The organism is Pseudomonas sp. DR48 (genome assembly GCF_019823085.1).
In the GTDB taxonomy this organism is placed as follows: Bacteria; Pseudomonadota; Gammaproteobacteria; order Pseudomonadales; family Pseudomonadaceae; genus Aquipseudomonas.
Map to the genome: position 1 here is coordinate 916,351 of NZ_CP081946.1, position 20,525 is coordinate 936,875.

General features: G+C 58.4%; 18 protein-coding genes. 12 read left to right on the forward strand and 6 right to left on the reverse strand.

Annotation, left to right across the window (positions count from 1 at the left end):
* The first annotated feature begins 50 nt into the window (after positions 1–50).
* Positions 51–3,002, forward strand: coding sequence for a DUF748 domain-containing protein (locus K5K95_RS04170; protein ID WP_222588482.1), 2,952 nt, complete (start codon positions 51–53; stop codon positions 3,000–3,002).
* Positions 3,002–3,304, forward strand: a complete 303-nt coding sequence (locus tag K5K95_RS04175) for a DUF2845 domain-containing protein (protein WP_409999719.1) — start codon at positions 3,002–3,004, stop codon at positions 3,302–3,304. Before K5K95_RS04170 ends, K5K95_RS04175 begins: the two co-directional genes overlap by 1 nt.
* Positions 3,305–3,571: 267 nt before the next feature.
* Here K5K95_RS04175 and K5K95_RS04180 read toward each other — a convergent pair whose 3' ends face one another.
* Complete coding sequence (locus K5K95_RS04180; RefSeq protein ID WP_090179867.1) at positions 3,572–3,925, reverse strand: BON domain-containing protein; 354 nt, start codon at positions 3,923–3,925, stop codon at positions 3,572–3,574.
* 655 nt (positions 3,926–4,580) lie between these two features.
* Between K5K95_RS04180 and K5K95_RS04185 the strand changes: the two genes are divergently transcribed.
* On the forward strand, positions 4,581–4,733 hold the full coding sequence (locus K5K95_RS04185; RefSeq protein ID WP_222588483.1) for a hypothetical protein: 153 nt from the start codon (positions 4,581–4,583) through the stop codon (positions 4,731–4,733).
* Positions 4,734–4,814: 81 nt separating this feature from the next.
* Positions 4,815–4,961 carry a hypothetical protein gene (locus K5K95_RS04190; protein ID WP_222588484.1) on the forward strand — a complete coding sequence of 49 codons (147 nt, stop codon included), beginning with the start codon at positions 4,815–4,817 and terminating at the stop codon, positions 4,959–4,961.
* Positions 4,962–5,120: 159 nt separating this feature from the next.
* On the opposite strand, the gene K5K95_RS04195 is transcribed toward K5K95_RS04190, so the two are convergent.
* Positions 5,121–5,537 carry a pilin gene (locus tag K5K95_RS04195; RefSeq protein ID WP_090179862.1) on the reverse strand — a complete coding sequence of 139 codons (417 nt, stop codon included), beginning with the start codon at positions 5,535–5,537 and terminating at the stop codon, positions 5,121–5,123.
* Positions 5,538–5,761: 224 nt separating this feature from the next.
* Between K5K95_RS04195 and pilB the strand changes: the two genes are divergently transcribed.
* From pilB to yacG, 5 genes are read left to right on the forward strand one after another with little or no spacing between them, the layout of a single operon-like run.
* The gene (pilB, locus tag K5K95_RS04200; protein ID WP_222588485.1) at positions 5,762–7,462 is read left to right on the forward strand and encodes a type IV-A pilus assembly ATPase PilB; all 1,701 of its coding nucleotides are present in this window, start codon (positions 5,762–5,764) and stop codon (positions 7,460–7,462) included.
* 2 nt (positions 7,463–7,464) lie between these two features.
* On the forward strand, positions 7,465–8,682 hold the full coding sequence (locus K5K95_RS04205) for a type II secretion system F family protein (RefSeq protein ID WP_222588486.1): 1,218 nt from the start codon (positions 7,465–7,467) through the stop codon (positions 8,680–8,682).
* Position 8,683: 1 nt separating this feature from the next.
* Complete coding sequence (locus K5K95_RS04210) at positions 8,684–9,556, forward strand: prepilin peptidase (protein ID WP_222588487.1); 873 nt, start codon at positions 8,684–8,686, stop codon at positions 9,554–9,556.
* On the forward strand, positions 9,553–10,176 hold the full coding sequence (coaE, locus tag K5K95_RS04215) for a dephospho-CoA kinase (protein WP_222588488.1): 624 nt from the start codon (positions 9,553–9,555) through the stop codon (positions 10,174–10,176). The genes K5K95_RS04210 and coaE overlap by 4 nt, the downstream gene beginning before the upstream one ends.
* Positions 10,173–10,373 (forward strand): DNA gyrase inhibitor YacG, encoded by a 201-nt coding sequence (gene yacG / locus K5K95_RS04220; protein WP_222588489.1) that lies wholly within the window; start codon positions 10,173–10,175, stop codon positions 10,371–10,373. Before coaE ends, yacG begins: the two co-directional genes overlap by 4 nt.
* A gap of 4 nt (positions 10,374–10,377) precedes the next feature.
* Here the strand turns inward: yacG and K5K95_RS04225 are convergent, their stop codons facing one another.
* The 4 genes from K5K95_RS04225 to K5K95_RS04240 form a co-directional block, all read right to left on the reverse strand.
* Positions 10,378–10,593 carry a hypothetical protein gene (locus tag K5K95_RS04225; protein WP_222588490.1) on the reverse strand — a complete coding sequence of 72 codons (216 nt, stop codon included), beginning with the start codon at positions 10,591–10,593 and terminating at the stop codon, positions 10,378–10,380.
* A gap of 63 nt (positions 10,594–10,656) precedes the next feature.
* Positions 10,657–11,346, reverse strand: coding sequence for an energy-coupling factor ABC transporter permease (locus K5K95_RS04230; protein WP_222588491.1), 690 nt, complete (start codon positions 11,344–11,346; stop codon positions 10,657–10,659).
* 188 nt (positions 11,347–11,534) lie between these two features.
* Positions 11,535–12,197 (reverse strand): VIT1/CCC1 transporter family protein, encoded by a 663-nt coding sequence (locus tag K5K95_RS04235; RefSeq protein ID WP_222588492.1) that lies wholly within the window; start codon positions 12,195–12,197, stop codon positions 11,535–11,537.
* Positions 12,198–12,262: 65 nt separating this feature from the next.
* Entirely contained in the window at positions 12,263–13,897 is a 1,635-nt protein-coding gene (locus K5K95_RS04240; protein ID WP_409999720.1) for a SulP family inorganic anion transporter, read from the reverse strand.
* 647 nt (positions 13,898–14,544) lie between these two features.
* On the opposite strand from K5K95_RS04240, the gene K5K95_RS04245 reads away from it, so the two are divergent.
* From K5K95_RS04245 to K5K95_RS04255, 3 genes are read left to right on the forward strand one after another with little or no spacing between them, the layout of a single operon-like run.
* Complete coding sequence (locus K5K95_RS04245; protein WP_222590289.1) at positions 14,545–15,621, forward strand: efflux RND transporter periplasmic adaptor subunit; 1,077 nt, start codon at positions 14,545–14,547, stop codon at positions 15,619–15,621.
* Complete coding sequence (locus K5K95_RS04250; RefSeq protein WP_222588494.1) at positions 15,618–18,827, forward strand: efflux RND transporter permease subunit; 3,210 nt, start codon at positions 15,618–15,620, stop codon at positions 18,825–18,827. The genes K5K95_RS04245 and K5K95_RS04250 overlap by 4 nt, the downstream gene beginning before the upstream one ends.
* 1 nt (position 18,828) lies before the next feature.
* The gene (locus tag K5K95_RS04255; protein WP_222588495.1) at positions 18,829–20,262 is read left to right on the forward strand and encodes an efflux transporter outer membrane subunit; all 1,434 of its coding nucleotides are present in this window, start codon (positions 18,829–18,831) and stop codon (positions 20,260–20,262) included.
* The last annotated feature ends 263 nt before the right edge of the window (positions 20,263–20,525 follow it).

Here is a 20,525-nt window from a genome sequence, read left to right on the forward strand (position 1 = left end):
AACGCGTGCCATACTCCAACGCACTCCGATTCAGACAGACGAAGCCACACATGCCCAAAGGATTGATTCGCGCTATCGGCGCTTTGTTGACTGCTCTGGCCCTTTATAGCCTGCTGGGGTTTCTGATTTTACCGGGCATCGCGCTGCGCATTGCCAATCAGCAACTGGCTCACTACGCCACGACGCCCGCCACGATTTCGCGGATCGAACTCAACCCCTTCAGCCTGGAAGTCACCCTTTGGGGCCTGGTCATCGGTGAGCCGGGCAAGGAACAGGTCGGCTTCGAACGCCTGTACGCCAATCTGCAGATCGACAGCCTGTGGACCAAGGCGCTGCACCTGTCCGATATCGAAATAGACAAGCCCAAGACCGAAATCCTCTTTGGCAAGGATGGCAAACTCAATCTGCTGGGCCTGTTCAAAATACCCGCCAGCGAACCGACCCCGGCAGACCCGAACGCCAAGCCGTTTCCGCTGCGCATCGAGCGCATCAAACTGGCAGGCGGCAATGTGCATTTTCAGGATTCACGCCCCAGTGAACCCATTGAATTTCTTTACGACAAGCTCGACTTCGAACTGAAGAACCTCAGCACCCTGCCCGAAGACAGTGCCAACATGACGTTGGTGGCCAACGGCCCGGGAGGTGGGCAGCTCGACTGGACCGGCAATTTCAGCCTGATCCCGATTACCTCCGAAGGTAAGCTGAAAATCACCGACGGCAAGATGAAATCCTTTTGGCCCTATGTCCGTGACGCTTTGCCGCTGGTGCTGGAAAACGGCGTCCTCAACCTGAGTACCGACTACAAACTCAACCTGTCCAAAGAAACCCAACTGCTACTGAGCAACGTTGCCGTCAGCGTCGCGCCCTTCGCCATCAAGGCCCCGGACGGTCGGCCGCTGGCGAGACTGGAGCGCCTGGACATCAGTGACACCACCGTCGACCTGGCCAAGCAACAAGTGGTGGTCGGCAAGATCCGCAGCAATAAACTGGAAACCTGGGCCGCGCTCGATGCCGATGGCCAACTTGACTGGCAAAAACTGTTCGCCAGCCAACCGTCCAAAGCGGCGGTGAAAGCCAACGCAGAACCGAAGAAAACGCCGGCGGCAGCCGATTCGCCAAAAGCCGAACCCGCGGCACCCGCCGCGCCAGGCAAACCGTGGCAAGTGCTGCTCAAAGACGTGCAACTGCGCAATTACCAGGTGCATCTGGCCGACCGCAAGGCACAACCTGCCGTGGCATTGGACGTCGGTCCGCTGAACCTGGACCTGCAAAATTTCGACAGCCTTAACGGCTCGCCTTTCAACCTCAAGCTCGACACCGGCGTGGGCAAGCAAGGCAAACTCACGGCCGACGGCGTGGTCAATCTGGCGCCGGTCAGCGCCAAGCTGAAGGTGCAGACCAAAGACATCGATCTGCGGGTCGCGCAGTCCTACATCAACCCGTTCATCCGCCTCGAACTGCGCAGCGGCATGCTCGGCAGTGACCTGGCTGTCGACCTCAAGAGCACCGAGCCGCTGGCGTTCAACGTCACCGGCCGCGCTCAGGTCGATCAACTGCATACCCTCGACACCCTGAAAACCCGCGATTTCCTCAAGTGGCAGCAACTGGTGCTCGAAGGCCTGAACTATCAGCACGGCGATAGCCTGTCGATCGACAAGGTCAACCTGTACCAGCCGTATGCGCGCTTCATGATCAACGATGACCGCACGACGAACATCGATGACCTGCTGATCCCGCAACCGGCTGATTCAGGCGTTGCCAAGGCGGCGGTGGCCAAACCCGTTAGCCAGGAAAAACCCCTGGGTATCCATATCGGCGGCGTGGCCATCAATGACGGTTCGGCAAACTTCGCCGACTTCAGCCTGACCCCCAACTTCGCCACTGCCGTGCAACAACTCAACGGGCAGATCGGCACCATCGACAGCCGCCAGGCCAAACCGGCCAGTGTCGATATCAATGGCAAGGTCGACCGCTATGCCCCCGTGACCATCAAGGGCTCGGTCAACCCGTTCGACCCGATGGCCAGCCTCGACATCGCCACCAGTTTCAAACGCGTGGAACTGACCACGTTGACGCCCTACTCCGGCAAGTTCGCCGGTTACCGCATCCGCAAGGGCCGGCTCAATCTCGACCTGCATTACATGATTACCAAAGGCCAGCTCAAAGCCGAAAACAAAGTGGTGGTCGAGCAGCTGCAACTGGGTGAAAAAGTCGACAGTCCGGACGCCGTCAGCCTGCCGTTGAAACTGGCAATTGCCTTGCTCAAGGATGTCGACGGCAAGATTTCCATTGAGCTGCCGGTGACCGGCGACCTGAACAACCCGCAGTTCAGCATCATGCCGATTGTCTGGCAGACCTTGCGCAACCTGATCGTCAAGGCCGCCGCCGCACCGTTCAAAATGATCGGCGGGCTTGTCAGTGGCGGCAGTTCCGAAGATCTGGGCAGTGTGTCGTTCGCTCCAGGTTCAAGCGATCTGAGCAAGGAGGCCGAAGCGGCACTGGTCAAACTGTCGCAAGCCTTGAAGGAACGTCCGGCCCTGCGTCTGGAAATTGAAGGCACTGCCGCTGCCAGCAGCGACGGTCCGCTGATTGCCGAGCAACGGCTTGAGCGCGAATACCAATACAACTACTACAAAATGCTCCAGCGTCGCGGCGACAAGGTTCCGGCCCAGGCGTCGTTGGTCGAAGTGCCGGACAGCGAGAAAGGCCCGTTGCTGGAAGGGATCTACCGCATACGCCTGAAGACCCAGCCGCCCGCCGAATGGAAGGACCTGGGCAAGGAAGAACGCACCGCCAAAATGCGCGCCGAGGTGATCAAGTTCTGGAGTACCAACGATGTGCTGCTGCGACAACTCGGTCAGGAACGCGCCAGCAGCATCAAGGACTTCCTGGTCGACAAGACGCAGATGGCCGATGACCGTGTCTACTTCGTCGACGCCAACCTTGGCGAGGCGCAAAGTGATGGTCGTGTAGTGACGCCTATGCACCTGGATGCCGAATGATGATCAGACGATTGCTGATGGGCCTGAGCGTAACCTTGGCACTGGCGGCCAGCCAGGCCTGGGCGACTGACACGTTGCGCTGCGGCAGTCAGTTGGTCAGCGTGGGGGACAGGTCCAGCGAAGTGCTGCAAAAGTGCGGTGAGCCCATTGCCCGCGACTTGCTGGGCTACAAGCGCAGCGCCAACCGGCGCGAAGAGTTTCAGGTCGAGGAATGGACCTACGGCCCTAACAGCGGGATGTATCAATACCTGCGGTTTGAAGGCAACCGGCTGAAACAGATCACCAGCAAACGCGGAAACTGAAGACACCACAACCCTATGTGGGAGCGGGCTTGCTCGCGAAAGCGGTGTGTCAGCCAACATAAATACTGAATGCCATACCGCCATCGCGAGCAAGCCCGCTCCCACACTGTTTTGCGGCGCCCACAATAGAACAGGCCCCCGACACGAATGTCGGAGGCCTGTAATGACCACATCCTTGTGGCCTTCGCATGAACTCTTCAGATGCAACAGGCGTATTACTCAGCCCACCTGCTGCGCCTTCTCCCGGTTCAGGCGAGAAGTCGTGCCTTACTCGGCTTTCAGGCCGTCAGCGGAGACCGCTTTGACGCCTTTGATTTTCTTGGTGATCGCTACAGCGGTAGCTTTTTGAGCGTCAGTCACTGCAACGGTGGAGGACAGCGATACAACACCTTTGTTGGTTTCAACTTTGATGTCGGTGCCAGGAATGCCTTTTTCGGTTACCAGGTCGCTTTTGACTTTGGTGGTGATCCAGGTATCGGAAGTAGCTTCCTTGGCCTTGGTCACTTCACCCGCCGCCAGAGTCATCGGGGCTTGGGTGGTAGTGGTTTGTGCAAATGCTGCGTTGGCCATGGTCAGGGTCAGCGCGGTTGCAGCAGCGGCAGCGATAGCGAACTTCTTCATACGAGTAACTCCTGTTTTTCTATAAAGTCTGCTGTGTGTCTTATTCAGCAGGGTTGCTGTGTATGTTGCGAACGGTGTGCCAACTTTGAGACAGCCAATAAGTCTATATAAATCAGTAACTTAGGAAATCACTTGATTTTCGGATTCATGCAAAATGCATGACTTGGTAATTCTCTACATGCAAGTTGCGGGTTTTTGCCTTGGGCCTAAGGCCATGAATTGTCGGGGATTTTTTTGTTTTAGGAATTCGCGGGCGCTGTTCCAGCAGAAAGCCCCGCTTTTCAGGGCTAATGCGGTTCACTTAAGAAAGTTATGGGGTTGGGGTTGGGGTTGGGGACATATCCGTTTTTTTGGTGACGGCGGCTATTGGTTCCGCCCTGACGGCGGGTTACTTGGAAAAGCGCCAAGTAACCAAGCGCCAGCGCCCCTGACGTACGGTGCCTCGCTGTGGCTCGGCATTCCCTCACTCCGGTCCTGCTCCGTGGGCCCGCCGCCATCGGCCATCCATGGCCGGGGGCGGCTAACCCGGCATCCATGCCGGGTTGCCCACTACGCAGAACCTGCGTTCGGCCTTCCGACGCGGCAGATCTAGATCAAGATCAAAAGCGGAAGGCGAGCTAACGCTCGACCTGATGAGTGGTGAGGAGCAAAAGCATTGCGCCGGCCTGCTCTGCTTTATGTGGGAGTGAGCCTGCTCGCGATGCTGTTGCTGTTGCTGTTGATCGTTCCCACGCTCTGCGTGGGAATGCCGCCGGGGACGCTCTGCGTTCCGCTGTCGACACCAGGCTTGAGTCTTGCGCAAGGGTGACGCGGAGCGTCACGGGATGCATTCCCACGCGGAGCATGGGAACGATCACAGATAAGCTGTGCGCCGGTCTGCTTTATGTGAGTGAGCCTGCTCGCGATCCTGGTGCTGGTGCTGTTGCTGTTGCTGTTGCTGTTGCCGTTGATCGTTCCCATGCTCCGCGTGGGAATGCCGCCAGGGACGCTCTGCGTTCCGCTGTCGACACCAGGCTCGAGTCTTGCGCAAGAGTGACGCAGAGCGTCACGGGATGCATTCCCACGCGGAGCATGGGAACGATCATGAAAGGCCGTGAATTGTCGGGGGCTTTCTTGATATCGCAATAAATGTTCAAACCCAAGCAAAAAAAATACCCCGCCAGATAGGCGGGGTACTGGTTAAATCAGCCGAGTATCAGACTCCCGGGCAACCGGTCGTTGTGTAGTCTTTCGAACCCGTGAACCCGCATGTCCATGCACCTGCCGCAGATCTGGTCAGTGTGATGGTCTGGCCTAACACTGGCGCAGGCGCGTTGAGCAACTTGCACGTAATTGTGCCTTTGCCATCGGCCACCGTACCCGCTGCGGTCAGCGTGCAGTTTTGAGTTGCAGCTATGCCACCGTTAACACTGGTAATGTCAGGATTTGCGGCACCACCGTTAATCACATCCTCGAAAGGGACCTTCAATGCCGAGATTTCGGCGATACCTGCTGTTACCTTGGCCCTAGCCTGGTATTTGGAATACTGCGGCAACGCAAACGTCGCCAGAATCCCGATGATCGCCACCACGATCAGCAGCTCGATCAGGGTAAAACCTTTTTGAGTGTTCATAGACAAGCTCCACGCATGAGTCGAAATCTCATGACCTGAATTAGCCCCAGCACAGCCCGTGCCAAGCGCCACGCCCCATGCCAGCAGGGCGCACGCGCCATAAACAGCCCTTCCCTACCCCCAGTAACCGCACTATCTGACACTTTTTGTCACCTGATGCCCGCCGTTTGGCTCAGCTCGTTGACTAGGCTATAAGTCATGAACTGTCTGCGTCCGGTATCCCCATGAATGACATCGCCCTTAGCGGTCTGGCCAAGCAATTGGTCCTGGCCGAGCTGCTCACTGAACAAAGCGCGCAACAGGCGTATCAGCAAGCTCAACGCAGCAAAATCTCACTGGTCAATTACCTGGTGCAGAACAAACTGGTGAAGAGCCAGCAGATTGCCGAAATCGCCTGCGAGCACTTTGGCATGGCGCTGCTCGACCTCAACTACCTGGACAAGGAAACCCAGCCACGAGGGCTGGTGAGCGAAAAGCTGGTTCGTCAGCACCACGTCCTGCCTCTTTGGCGACGCGGCAACAAATTGTTTGTCGGCGTTTCCGACCCGACCAACCATCAAGCCATCAACGACATCCAGTTCAGTACCGGGTTAACCACCGAAGCCATCCTGGTGGAGGACGACAAGCTCGTCGACGCCATCGAAAAATTCTTCGACAGCCATTCCACCGGCCTTGAGGACATGGCAGATGTCGACCTTGATGGTGTGGACACCGAGTCAGTCGATGACAACAGAAGGGACGCCATCGCAGGTCAGGATGCCGATGACGCTCCGGTGGTGCGCTTCGTTCACAAGATGCTGCTCGACGCGATCAAAAGCGGCTCTTCCGATTTGCATTTCGAGCCCTACGAAAAATCCTACCGTGTGCGGATGCGCACCGACGGCATGCTGCGTGAAGTCGCCAAGCCGCCGATCCAATTGGCCAATCGTATTGCGGCGCGGTTGAAAGTCATGGCCAGCCTCGACATCTCCGAGCGGCGCAAACCTCAGGACGGGCGGATCAAGATGCGCTTGTCCAAGACCAAGTCCATCGACTTCCGGGTCAATACCCTGCCGACCCTGTGGGGCGAAAAGGTGGTGATCCGGATCCTCGACCCGTCCAGCGCACAAATGGGCATCGACGCCCTCGGCTATGAACCCGAGCAGAAAGACCTGTACATGGCCGCGCTGAAACAGCCACAAGGGATGATCCTGGTCACCGGCCCCACCGGTTCGGGCAAAACGGTATCGCTCTACACCGGCTTGAATATCCTCAACACCGTGGACATCAACATTTCCACCGCTGAAGACCCGGTAGAGATCAACATGGAGGGCATCAACCAGGTCAACGTCAATCCCAAGCAAGGGCTGGATTTCGCTCAGGCCCTGCGTTCGTTTCTGCGTCAGGACCCGGACGTCATCATGGTCGGCGAGATCCGCGACCTCGAAACGGCTGAAATCGCCATCAAGGCCGCCCAGACCGGGCACATGGTGCTTTCCACCCTGCACACCAACAGCGCCGCCGAAACCCTGACCCGCTTGCACAACATGGGCATTCAGGGTTTCAACATCGCCACCTCGGTCACCCTGATCATTGCTCAGCGACTGGCGCGCAAACTGTGCAGCCATTGCAAGAAACCCATCGAGATTCCCCGTGAGGCGTTACTCAAGGAAGGTTTCCCCGAGGAACGCATCGGCTCGTTCACGATCTATGAGCCGGTCGGTTGCGACCAGTGCAACGGCGGCTACAAAGGTCGGGTGGGGATTTACGAAGTGGTGAAGAACACCCCGGATCTGCAACGCCTGATCATGGCCGAAGGCAACTCGCTGGAAATCGACATCCAGATGCGCAAGGACGGATTCAACGACCTGCGCACTTCCGGCCTGATCAAGGCCATGCAAGGCGTCACCAGTCTTGAAGAAATCAATCGGGTCACCAAGGACTGAACATGGCGGTCAAAGCAGCAAAAATCAGCGTCTACGCCTGGGAGGGCACGGACAGGAAAGGCACCCGGATGACCGGCGAGTTAAGCGGTCAGAACCCCGCATTGATCAAGGCACAGTTGCGCAAGCAGGGCATCAATCCGGGAAAGGTGCGCAAGAAATCAGCCTCGATCTTCAGTTTTGGCAACCGTATCAAGGCTCAGGAAATCGCCCTGTTTACCCGGCAGATGGCGACCATGATGAAAGCCGGTGTGCCGCTGTTGCAGTCGTTCGACATCATTGGTGAAGGTTTCGATAACCCGGCCATGCGCAAACTGGTGGACGAGGTGAAACAGGAAGTCGCAGCCGGTAATAGCTTCGCGGCATCCTTGCGTAAAAAGCCGCAGTATTTCGACGAACTCTACTGCAACCTGGTCGACGCCGGAGAGCAGGCGGGCGCCCTGGACACCCTGCTGGAGCGGGTGGCGACCTATAAGGAAAAGAGCGAAAGCCTCAAGGCCAAGATCAAGAAAGCCATGACCTATCCGCTGGCGGTGGTGTTTGTGGCGATCATCGTCACCGGCATTCTGCTGGTCAAGGTGGTGCCGCAGTTCGAATCCGTGTTCAAAGGTTTTGGCGCCGAGCTGCCGGCCTTCACGGTCATGGTCATCAGGCTGTCGGAGTTCATGCAAGCGTGGTGGTGGGCGATGCTCGGCGTGCTGGTCGCGACCGCATTCGGTGTGCGCCGCGCCTTCAAGACGTCCGAGGCCTTTCGGGACAAAATGGACACCTGGTTGCTGAAGCTGCCATTGATTGGCACGCTCATGTACAAGTCTGCCGTGGCCCGCTACGCCCGCACGCTGTCGACCACCTTCGCCGCTGGCGTGCCGCTGGTCGAGGCTCTGGAATCAGTGGCTGGCGCCACCGGCAACATCGTGTTCAAGCGAGCGGTCCTGCGGATCAAACAGGACGTGTCGACCGGCATGCAGTTGAATTTTTCCATGCGCACCTCCGGTATTTTTCCCAGCATGGCCATTCAGCTGACAGCGATTGGCGAAGAATCCGGTGCACTCGACGACATGCTGGACAAGGTCGCGAGCTTCTATGAGGACGAAGTGGACAACATGGTCGACAACCTGACCAGCCTGATGGAACCGTTCATCATGGTGGTGCTGGGTGTGGTCGTCGGTGGCCTGGTCGTCGCGATGTACCTGCCCATCTTCCAACTCGGCGCGGCGATCTGACATGCCCTTGAACGACATTCTGACCTTCTACCCGCTGGTGTTCGTGGTGATCGCATTGGCAGTTGGCCTGCTGGTGGGCAGCTTCCTCAATGTGCTGGTCTGGCGCCTGCCGAAAATGCTCGACCGCGAATGGCGGTTGCAAGCCCGTGATGTGCTGGGCGTGCCGCAGGAAGCCCCCGGCCCGACCTACAACCTTATGCTGCCGCATTCCCAATGCCCGCATTGCAACCACCGCATTCGCGCGTGGGAAAACATTCCGCTGCTCAGTTATGTTTTTTTGCGGGGGCGATGCTCAAGCTGTGCCGCTCCGATCAGCAAGCGCTATCCGCTGACCGAACTGGCCTGCGGCCTGCTTTCGGCGTTTATCGCCTGGCATTTCGGTTTCGGCTGGCAAGCCTGCCTGCTGATGGTGCTGACCTGGGGCTTGCTGGCGATGAGCCTGATCGATGCCGAGCACCAACTGCTGCCGGATGTGCTGGTGCTGCCGCTGCTGTGGCTGGGATTGATCGTCAACAGCTTCGGGCTGTTCGTGTCCTTGCATGAAGCCTTGTGGGGCGCGGTGGCCGGTTATCTGACGTTGTGGTTGGTGTTCTGGCTGTTCAAACTGATCACCGGCAAGGACGGCATCGGCCAAGGCGATTTCAAGTTACTGGCGATGCTCGGGGCCTGGGGCGGCTGGCAGATGTTGCCGTTGACGCTCCTGCTGTCATCACTGGTCGGGGCCGTTATCGGGGTGATTCTGCTGCGTTTGCGCCAGGCGAAAACCTCGACACCGATACCCTTCGGCCCCTTTCTGGCGATTGCCGGCTGGATTGCCTTGCTCTGGGGTGGTCAAATAACCGACTTCTATTGGCAGTTTGTCGGTTTGAAATGAATACCCCTGTGGAAAAACCCTGGATTCTTGGCTTGACCGGCGGCATCGGCAGCGGCAAAAGCGCGGCGGCCCAGCACTTCATCGACCTGGGCGTGCACGTTGTCGACGCCGACCACGCGGCACGCTGGGTGGTGGAACCGGGTCGCCCGGCGTTGGCCAGCATCGCTGAACATTTCGGCCCCGGCGTGTTGCAAGCCGACGGACAACTGGATCGCGCGGCGCTGCGCAAACTGATCTTCGAGGTGCCCGAGGAACGCCGTTGGCTTGAAGCGTTGCTGCATCCGCTGATCGCCAAGGAAATCGCCGATCATCTGGCCAAGGCACAATCGCCTTACGCGATTCTGGTCTCGCCGTTGCTGATCGAGTCCGGGCAGTCCGCCATGACCCAAAGGGTCCTGGTGATCGATGCACCGGAACAGCTACAGATCGAACGCACCCTGCAGCGCGACCATACGAACGAGCAACAGGTCCAGGCGATCCTCAAGGCCCAGTCCAGCCGCCAGGACCGCGTGAGCCATGCCGACGATGTGGTGGTCAACGACCGCGACCTCGCCTGGCTGCACAGCGAGGTCGAACGCCTGCATCACTTTTACCTTACTTTGCGTGGAGGCCAGTCATGAGCCAGACCCCAACCGTCAATTGCCCAACCTGTGGCGCACCTGTTGAATGGGTCGCCAGCAACGTCAATCGGCCGTTCTGCTCGGATCGCTGCAAGCTGATCGACCTCGGCGCCTGGGCGTCGGAAGAACACAAGATTCCGGTCGCCCCGGATGCCGAGGATGAAATGTTTTCCGGGGATTTCGACCCGCGTCACTGATGACTCAAGGTCGCATAAATCCGTACTCCTGGCTGTCATCGAGGTTTTCCGCCAGAAAACTCAACTCATCGGCCAGGTCTTCTAGACTGCGCACTGCCTTGCTCTGCTGCACCACCGCACTGAGCAAGGCGCGCAGGCTCAGCCCCGGATCGAACCCCACTTCCTGCGCCGCATCCAGACTTTGACGCACCTCTTGCCTTGCCCATTCGTAGACACTCATTTCAATGCTCCTGAAGGTTTCGCAGAGCATGAAAGCAGCAGCGTCTTATGGATTTGATGTGGGTCAAGACTTGGGATCGTCGTCTTTCCAGGGCGCCGAGAGATAGCGGGTGCGATTGAACGTCTCCAGCCATTCCGGACTGAACACCACCAGCGCGCTGACGATCATTCCGTTGATAAACGCTTCCGGAAAAATCAGCAGCCACAGATAGCCGACAAAATCTTCGAGCCAGTAAGGCATGGCAAAACGTTCGTCAAACCATAGCAACGTGAGCGCCAGCAGAAGACACAGCAGCGCCGATAACGCTGCCGCAAAGAAACCGGAAACGAAGATATACACAAAGGGATTTCGCGGCTGCGCTCGCTCCACGAGAATCGCACAGCACTCAGTGACCAGAACCGGCAGCAATATGAACAGAGCGCCATTGACCCCTAAAGCCGCGAGGTCCTGACGCCCGAGCATCACCAGCCCGGTTTGCGCAACCAAACCACCGATGATCGCCAGCGGCCAATCCAGCAGCAAGGTCACCGCTGTCATGCCGATGAAGTGGTAAGACACGCCCGTGTCGAAATCACGGCGTACCAGCCACAGCATAAACAGGGCGAACACCGTACCGAACAGCAAATGCTGACGGCGGCTGTCACTGAACAGCTCAACCCAGGGCGCACGGCAGATGGCCCAGAGCAGCACGGGCACATATATCAACCAGCCCACCGTCAGGCTTTGCGGTGACAGCAGCTCGGCACCGATCATGGCCGCGCCTTCTCCAGCGCCTGGGCCCACAAAGGCAGACGACTGATCAGCAACACAGGCCAATATTTCACGTTCATCCCCTTGTTGAATCGTGTGCTTTATGGCCCTCAGTCTACACCGCCCTCTCTGGCTGCCCAGTCACGCCCTTTACCGGTAAACGCTTTGTGCTTTTCGCAGGATCATTGCGCTCATCCGCCGAGCGCAATGATCGCGGTGATTAAAATGGCCCCGGTGACCGCCATTGCCACACCACCTTGCCACGGTGTTGCGCCGGCGTACTTGGCGAGTATCCAGCCGGCGATGAACAGCACCGCAAGGCCGACGAGATTAGACACGCGCACGGCGAGCGCAGTCTCCTCAAGCAGGAGAAACGGCACCACCAGCGGAAATGTCGCGAGCACTACCAACAGGAAAACGCCGACAGCGCCCTTGAAATCATCCAGGCCGAGGCGCGGCGGCAAGGGCATGGCTGAATGGTTGACCATACTGCAGCGCAGTGACTCCAGCTCATCGGTGCCGACCACCGACGCGAAACGCGGTGGCAATGCCTCAGCAATCAGCGCTTGCCCGGCGGCGGCGTCGGCCGCGCCATATAGACGTGTGAGTAACGTAAGGTTGCGTGTGCGCTCGATCAGCGTTCGCAATAAATACATCACGGCGTCCGCGAGTCCCCAGGCGAGATTACAACCCAGCGCGGCGATCATCATCGTACGTTCCGCCTCCTCGCCAGCCGTCGCCACGCTGATTGTTCCAGTGAAGGTCATTGCCATGAGCAGGCCGAAGATGACTTCCGTGACTCGATCGACCGGATCAAGTACACGAGCCCGCTTTGGCTTTCCAGTGCTTTGCATGCACTCACCCTCCCCCTGGCTGCGTCAGGGATGCCTGTTGCCTAAATCACGAATCCCAGGACCGGTTAAGCCTGGTAACTCGCAACCACTTGCTCAAGGTTTAAAAACATTCGTGTCTGACTCAGCTCTGCCAAGGGCGAATGCATCATCATGGCCGATACAGTGGGGTTCATGCCGACCAGCAACAGTGTCACGCCTTGATCGTACATTCGGCGCTCAGCTTCTATGAGCATTTTGAGCGCGGTGTATTCCAGATCGAATACACCCGTGAAATCGATAGCCACGACGCGTGGTTTCGCCTCGACGATCAATGCCTGCAACTTTTGTCCGACTCTCTCGGCATTAGCGAAGAAAATCCGGCCTTCGGGGCGCAGTAAAAGCAAATCGCAGAATTGCTCATCGAGGGGATTAGCGTCGCTCCTGGGGCGAAAGATGTTGGTTCCTGGCTTGCGAACCATGACATAGACCGGCGGGTCGGAACCCTGATGAGCCAAGGCCAGAAGTGACACGATTATTGCGACGACGATGCCTTGCAATGTTCCAAGGATCATGACTCCTAACGTTGCGACAACTGCCCAAATAAACTCTGTACGGCGGACCTTGAGAATCTCTTGAAACTCGGAAGGCTGAATAAGCCCGACTGAATAGACGATGACCACGGCAGCCAACGTGGCATTGGGCATCAAGCCGATATAGGGGGCCAACAACAGGCAGGTACCGAATGCCAAAATGGCTGTTATCAATCCCGCCAACTGAGTGTTAGCCCCGGCCAGCCGATTGATCGCCGTCTGCGTCGTTCCCCCTCCGGCGGTCATGGCGCCGAGGAAAGCTCCCCCGATGTTGGCCATGCCGCTCACGATCAATTCCCGGTTTGCTTGAGGCGAAGGTTCATCATTGCGACTGAAAGCACGCCCCGCAGCAATGGTTTCGGTAAAACTCATCAGCGCGATGCCCGCCGCAGAAGGCCAGAGTTGCGTCATCAGCCCCCACGCGGGCAATGTCACGGCGGGTAAACCTGTTGGAACATGACCGACAACCGAAACACCATAGTGATCCAGACCCAACAAGCTCACCCCGGCAATCCCGATGGCTACCGCTGCCAATGGCGCAGGTATGGCAGGAGTAAAGCGCTTCATGCTGATCAGGATAAGCACCATGAGCGCTCCGACGGCGACAGTCGGTAACGACGCATCAGGGATGCCCTGCAACGTGACCAACACGTTATGGAAGAAGCCGCCCTTCTCGATATGAATGCCGATGAGTTTGGGAATCTGATCGAGCACTATGACGACGCCGATTCCTGCCTTGAATCCAACCAGTACGGGCTCGGAGATAAAACTGGCGACAAAGCCCATGCGCAAGATCCCCGCCAGGATGAGGAATCCCCCTACCAGCAGGGTCAATGTGGCTGATGCCGTCATCAAGTCTGCGCCGGAGGCCCCAACCTGCGCGAGTGCCGAGCCAGCAAGGATGGCGAGTGTCGTAGTCGTACTGAAACTGAGCGGCCGCGACGATCCGAGCAGGGCATAAATCAGCGTCGGCACCATGACCGTATACAGCCCGACCTGCACCGGCAGACCCGCAATGGTGGCGTACGCCAACGCTTTGGGTATGACCACCGCCGCAGCGGTCAGACCTGCAACCGTATCGCCTTTGAGCCAGGCCTGCCGATAGTTGCTCACCCATTCCGGTACTGGCATACGCGAGCGGCTGTCCGAATGCGCAAGCGCAACTTGAGACGGCTCAATCCGTTGGGGTTCATTCGGTCCAGAGGGGCGCTGGCTCATTGAATACTCCCGAGCGAAATTGCATTCAGCAACTCATCCCTGCAAAGACAGTATGGAAATGCGGCGGACGTCGTGATTTGCGTTAAATCAACTACTCTTCGCGCGGGTAGTTCCCGAGCCGCTTTACATCAAGTATCTGGCTATAAGCATTGATCAATTTGAATCCGATTCGAAATATCGCCTGTGTATCAGCCAGATGATTTCACTTCGTTTTCGAAACCCACCTGCTCATCGATTCGTCTTGTCCGCGCTGTGGCAAGTAATGTTTTTCGCTGTAACGGGTTGCCCGGCTGTCCCGTTGCGTACAGTTGATATTTGTCAGAAATGCCACCTTCTACGGGTGTTAGCTTTTTAATAAGAAATGGCTACTTTATAAGAAATGCCTACGTATCCATTCATATAACCTAAACGGGCATGGGAGGGGCGCAGGCGTGAATATCAAGAATGCCAGACAGCCTGCCGGCTTTTCATTTGCCCTTGTCTTTGGGGCTTTGAGCTTGCTTTACGGCTGCGGCAAGGAACCGGTTTCACCGGCACGCAAGCCGCCTGAAGTAACGGTCATGACGGTGACCACCAGCAACACGCCAGTGACCTTCGAATTCGTCGCCCAGACCCAGAGCTCCCGCGAGGTGGAAATCCGTGCTCGCGTGGCCGGATTCCTGGATAAGCGGCTGTACACCGAAGGCGATCTGGTGAAGGCCGGGCAGACGCTGTTCCAGATGGACCGTAAACCCTTTGAGGCCGCGTTGGTGTCGGCTCAGGGGCAACTGGCGCAGCAACAGGCCCGTTGGGAAGTGGCCAAGTCGACGCTGGCTCGAGTCCGCCCACTGGCGGCGCAGAATGCGGTCAGCAAGATGGACCTGGACAATGCCGTCGGCAACGAGCGTGAGACCCGTGCCGCGGTATTGGCCGCAGAGGGTAATGTACGCACCGAGCAGTTGAACCTCAGTTACACCACCATCACTTCTCCCCTCACCGGGCTTTCAAGCTATGCCAAAAAACAGGAAGGCAGTTATGTGACGCCGGGTGAGTCGGGGCTGCTGACGTCCGTGTCACAGATGGACCCGATGTACGTCAACTTCAGCCTCTCGGAAAACGAAACCCTGAAGTACCGCGACGAGATCGCTGCCGGTCATCTTGTTTTCCCGCCACGCAGTGAGTTTGTCGTTGAAGTGGTCCTGGCCGACGGCACCGTGGTGCCCAACACCGGCAAGGTGAATTTCCTCGCGCCTTCCTACAGCCAGGGCACCGGCACCTTCCTGGTTCGGGCAGTGCTCGCCAACCCGAGTGGCCAGCTCCGTCCCGGTCAGTTTGTAAGGGCCCTGGCCAAAGGCGCCTCCCGGCCCAACGCCATTCTTGTGCCGCAAAAGGCAGTACTGGAAGGCGCCAAGAGCCACTTCGTCTGGGTCCTCAATGCCGAAGGCAAACCCGAGCAACGGGTGGTCGAAGTGGGTGACTGGCAAGGTGACAACTGGTTCATCAACAAAGGCCTGCGGGCCGGCGAGCGCATCGTCGTCGATGGCGCGATCCGGGTCACGCCGGGCGGACCATTGAATATCGTCGATACCCCTGGCGCCGCAGCCACGGGCGCAGCCAATGAGCAACCGGTAAAAGCCAATGGCGGGGAACGCCAATGAGCATTTCCCACTATTGCATCGACCGGCCGATTTTCGCCTCGGTGATCTCCATCATCATCACCCTGGCCGGTGCAGTGGCCATGCTCAAACTCCCCGTTGCGCAATACCCGGACATCACCCCGCCGCAGATTACGGTGGCCGCGACGTACCCCGGCGCCGATGCACAGGTCGTGGCCAATAACGTCGCCGCGCCCATCGAGCAGCAGGTCAACGGCGCCGACAACATGATCTACATGAACTCGTCGAGTTCGGCGACGGGCAACATGACCCTCAACGTTTTCTTCGAGACCGGCACCGATCCGTCGCTGGCCCAGGTCGACGTTCAGAACCGGGTCAATCTGGCCTTGCCGCAATTGCCCTCCGCCGTGCAGAGCCAGGGCATCCAGGTGCAGAAGAAATCCTCGGCGTTCATGATGGTGCTTGCCGTGTATTCCGCTGGCGAACGCTACGACAGCACCTACGTCGCCAACTACGCCAACCTGTATATCCTCGATGCGATCAAACGGATTCCGGGGGCGAACCAGGCCAGCATCTTCGGCACGCCCGACTATGCCATGCGGATCTGGCTCAAGCCTGACCGCATGGCCCAACTGGGCATCACCGCCGCCGACGTACAGAGATCCGTAGCCAATCAGAACCAGCAGTTCGCCGTGGGCCGGGTCGGTCAGTCGCCAACGGGGCAACCTGTCGAGCAGTCTTTTGCGGTGACGACCAAGGGACGTCTGACCGAACCTTCGGAATTCGAGAACATTATCTTGCGCGCCAGCAACGACGGCGCCGCCATCGTTCGACTCAAGGACGTTGGACGCGCCGAGCTGGGGCAAAAAGACTATTCCCTGCGCAGCACCTATCAGGGCCGGCCCGCGACATTGATTGCCGTGTATCAGCAACCCGGCGCCAACGCCCTCGACGTTTCTGCTGCGGTGACCAAGACCTTGTCCGATATGAAGGCCACGTTTCCCGAGGGCATCGAATACAAGATCGTGATGGACACCACGGCCTTTACCCGCGCTTCGATTTCCGAGGTGATCCACACCTTCTTCGAAGCGTTGGTGCTGGTGGTCATCGTGGTTTACATCTTCCTGCAAAGCCTGCGTGCCACGCTCATTCCGGTGCTGGCGGTGCCGGTATCGATTGTCGGCACATTCATCGGCATGTCCGCCCTCGGATTTTCGGTGAATATGCTGACGCTGTTCGGCATGGTGCTGGCGATCGGTATCGTGGTGGACGATGCGATCGTGGTGATCGAAAACGTCGAACGCAACATGCATGTGCACAAGATGACGCCCAAGGACGCGGCGAAACGGGCGATGGATGAAGTGGCAGGTCCCGTGGTGGCCATCGTGCTGGTGCTGTGCGCGGTGTTCATTCCGGTGGCCTTCATGGGCGGTATCACCGGTCAGCTGTACAAACAGTTCGCGATCACCATCGCCATTTCCGTGGTGATTTCCGGCCTGGTCGCCTTGACCCTCTCCCCCGCCCTGGCCGCCTTGCTACTCAAACCTCAGCACGGCGACAAGAACGCATTTTTCCGCTGGTTCGAACGCAACTTCGAGCGCATGACCGAGGGCTACTCACGCTCGGTGGCCTTCATGATCAAGCGCTTCGTGCTGGCGTTGCTGCTCTTCGCCGGGATGATCGTGCTGATCCTGTTGATTGGGCAGCGCATTCCCAGTGCGTTCCTGCCACCGGAAGATCAGGGCTACTTGCTTGGCGCGGTGATCATGCCCGACGCCGCCAGCCTCGATCGCACCGGTGAGGTGGGCAAAGTAGCCAGTGACTTCTTCATGAACGACGAAGCCGTCGAAGGCGTCGCGATCGTTAACGGCTACAGCCTGCTCGACGGCCAGAACAAGAACAACGCCGGTGCGTTTTTCGTCGGTTTCAAGGATTTCGAAGGACGCTACAAAGACTCCGATACCATCAAGGCACAAAGCGCCCCGGCGGTGATTCAGAAAGCCGCGCGGGCGTTTTCCACGGTTCAGGGCGGGATCATTCTGCCGGTCAACCCACCGTCGATTCCTGGCCTCGGTACGACCGGCGGGATGGAGGTCTGGGTTCAGAGCAAGGGTGACGCCAGCATCGATCAACTGGCGGAAATGGTCGCTAATCTGGTGGCGAAGGCCAAGGAGCGGCCGGAACTGGGCGCTATCACCTCCACCTTCAACGTGTTTTCCCGCCAACTGATGGTCGACGTCGACCGGGAAAAAGCGGAAACCCTGGGGGTGCCGGTCGAAGATGTCTACAGCGCCATGCAGACCATGTTCGGCTCGCTGTACGTTTCGCAATTCAACAAGTTCAGTCGGCTGTGGCAGGTGATTTTGCAGGCCGAACCGGCATATCGCTTGAAGGCCGAGGACCTGCGCGAGATCTACGTGCGCAGCAAAAACCATGACATGGTGCCGCTCAAAGCCTTGCTGACCACCCGTTACGTTACCGGCCCCGACCTGCTGACCCGTTTCAATAACTTCCCGGCGGTCAAACTCACGGCGAACCCGGCGCCCGGCTACAGCTCCGGCCAGGCGCTCAATGCCCTGGAAGAAATCAGCGCGCAAATCATGACCAACGACTACGCGCTGGCCTTGAGCGGCGAGGCGTTCGAAGAGAAAAAGAGCGGCGGTGCCTCCTCCCAGGTGTTCATTTTTGGCCTGGTGATGGTGTTCCTGATTCTCGCGGCGCAATACGAAAAATGGTCGCTGCCGGTGGGGGTGCTGCTGGCGGTGCCATTTGCATTGTTCGGCGCGCTGCTCGCCGTCCTGATTCGAGGCTTGAGCAACGACGTCTACTTCCAGATCGGCTTGACCATGCTGGTGGCGCTGGCGGCGAAGAACGCCATTTTGATTTTCGAGTTTGCGGTGCTCAACCGGGAAACCGGCATGTCGGCCTACGATGCCGCCATGACCGCCGCAAGGGAACGGCTGCGCCCTATCGTGATGACGTCCCTGGCGTTCATCCTCGGCTGCGTTCCGCTGGCCATTGCTGTGGGTGCTTCGGAGAACAGTCGTCACTCCATCGGGACCGGGGTGATTGGCGGCATGCTGGCGGCGACGGTGATTGCGATCTTCTTCATCCCTCTCTTCTATTACCTGATTGAAAGAATGTTCGGGGAAAAGGACGCCGAGCAAAAGACTGTCAGGCCGGCTGCACCGCCGCAGGCTGCGCAGATTCCCGATGGTGCGGCGCAAAACAGACATGAGGGGGATTGAGATGCGCAAGCCCACCGTCCCTCTGCTGCTGTATTTGTGCCTCGCGGGTTGCATGGTGGGGCCTGACTATCAGCCGCCGAAAATCGACACCCCCGCGGCGTACCGTTACGCGGACAAGGAAGCAAAGAATTTGTCGAACACCTTGTGGTGGGAGCAGTTCCAGGACCCTGTCCTGAATGACCTGATCCGCATCGCGTTGCAAGAAAACAAAGACATCAAGATTGCCGCCGCGCGGGTCGAAGAATTCCAGGGCCGTTACGGTCAAACCCGTTCCCTGTTGTTCCCGCAAGTCGGGCTGGGTACCCAGGCGCAACGAAACCGTTCGCAGCGGGACAACGGCCCGGTGCCGCTGGACCCAACGGTGGATCCGGTGTTCAACAACTACCAGGCCATTCTCAGCGTGAACTGGGAACTGGATATCTGGGGCCGTTTGCGCCGCCTCGACGAATCCGCCCGTGCCGATCTGCTCGCTTCGGAAGAAGGTCGTCGAAGCGTCATATTGAGCCTGGTGGCGTCGGTAGCATCGAGTTACGTGACGCTGCGCGATCTCGACCGGGAGCTGGAGATCGCCCGCACGACCGCCAAGGTGCGCGGCGACTCTTATGAAATATTCAAACTACGCTTTGGTGCCGGCACCATTTCTGAAATGGAATTGGCACAAAACCAATCCGAGTACGAGCGAACCCGGGCCTCGGTTGCGCAATTCGAACCCTTGGTCGCGCAACAGGAAAACGCCCTGGCCGTGCTACTGGGGCGCAACCCGGGGCCGATCATTCGCGGACGCGACCTGACCCAACTGAATCTGCCAACGGTGCCCGCCGGCTTACCGTCTGACTTGCTTGAGCGGCGACCTGACTTGCGTCAGGCAGAGCTGAATCTTATCTCGGCAAATGCGCAGATCGGCGCGGCCAAGGCCCAGTATTTCCCGACTATTTCCCTGACCGGGCTGTTAGGGTCTGCCAGCAACCAACTGTCGAACCTGTTCACCGGGCCCGCCTCCACTTGGTCGTACGGGGTTGCGGCGAGCATGCCAATCTTCACTGGCGGCGGCATCGCCGGGCAGGTGCAACAAGCTGAAGCCTTCCAGAAACAAGCGCTGTTGACGTACCAACAGGCAATTCAATCGGCGTTCAGGGACGTTGAAAATGCCTTGGTGGCGTCGAGCAAATCCAAAGAGCAGATGAATTACCAGGCAAGGCAAGTCGACGCACTGCGCACATACGCCCATTTCGCACGGCAGCGTTACGAAAACGGCTACACCAGCTACATCGAAGTGCTGGACGCCGAGCGCAGCCTGTTTGACGCCGAGTTGAATTACACCCGCACCCGGGGCTCGGTGTTCACCAACATGATTGATCTGTACAAGGCAACCGGCGGAGGCTGGGTGAGTCAGGCGGACAGTCTGACGGCAACCGCCGCGCAACAGAAACCGTGATCAGGCAACAGGCCAACTGCTCAACGAGCTTATTGAAACCATGGCCTGCCCCAAACGCATTCGACTTCGTTGAGTAAAGGAGCGGATATGTCTCACAACCAAATGGGTTCTGCCAAAGGTGCGGTGGAGAACGTCAAGGGAATGTGGGACGACGAGGTGTTTTTTCGCTCGCGCAAGGAGCGCCTTGAAGCGGGTGAGCGTTTATCCAGGACCTGTCCACATGCGCTTCACGCCGTCTGGAAGCCGACACGCAAACACCGCGA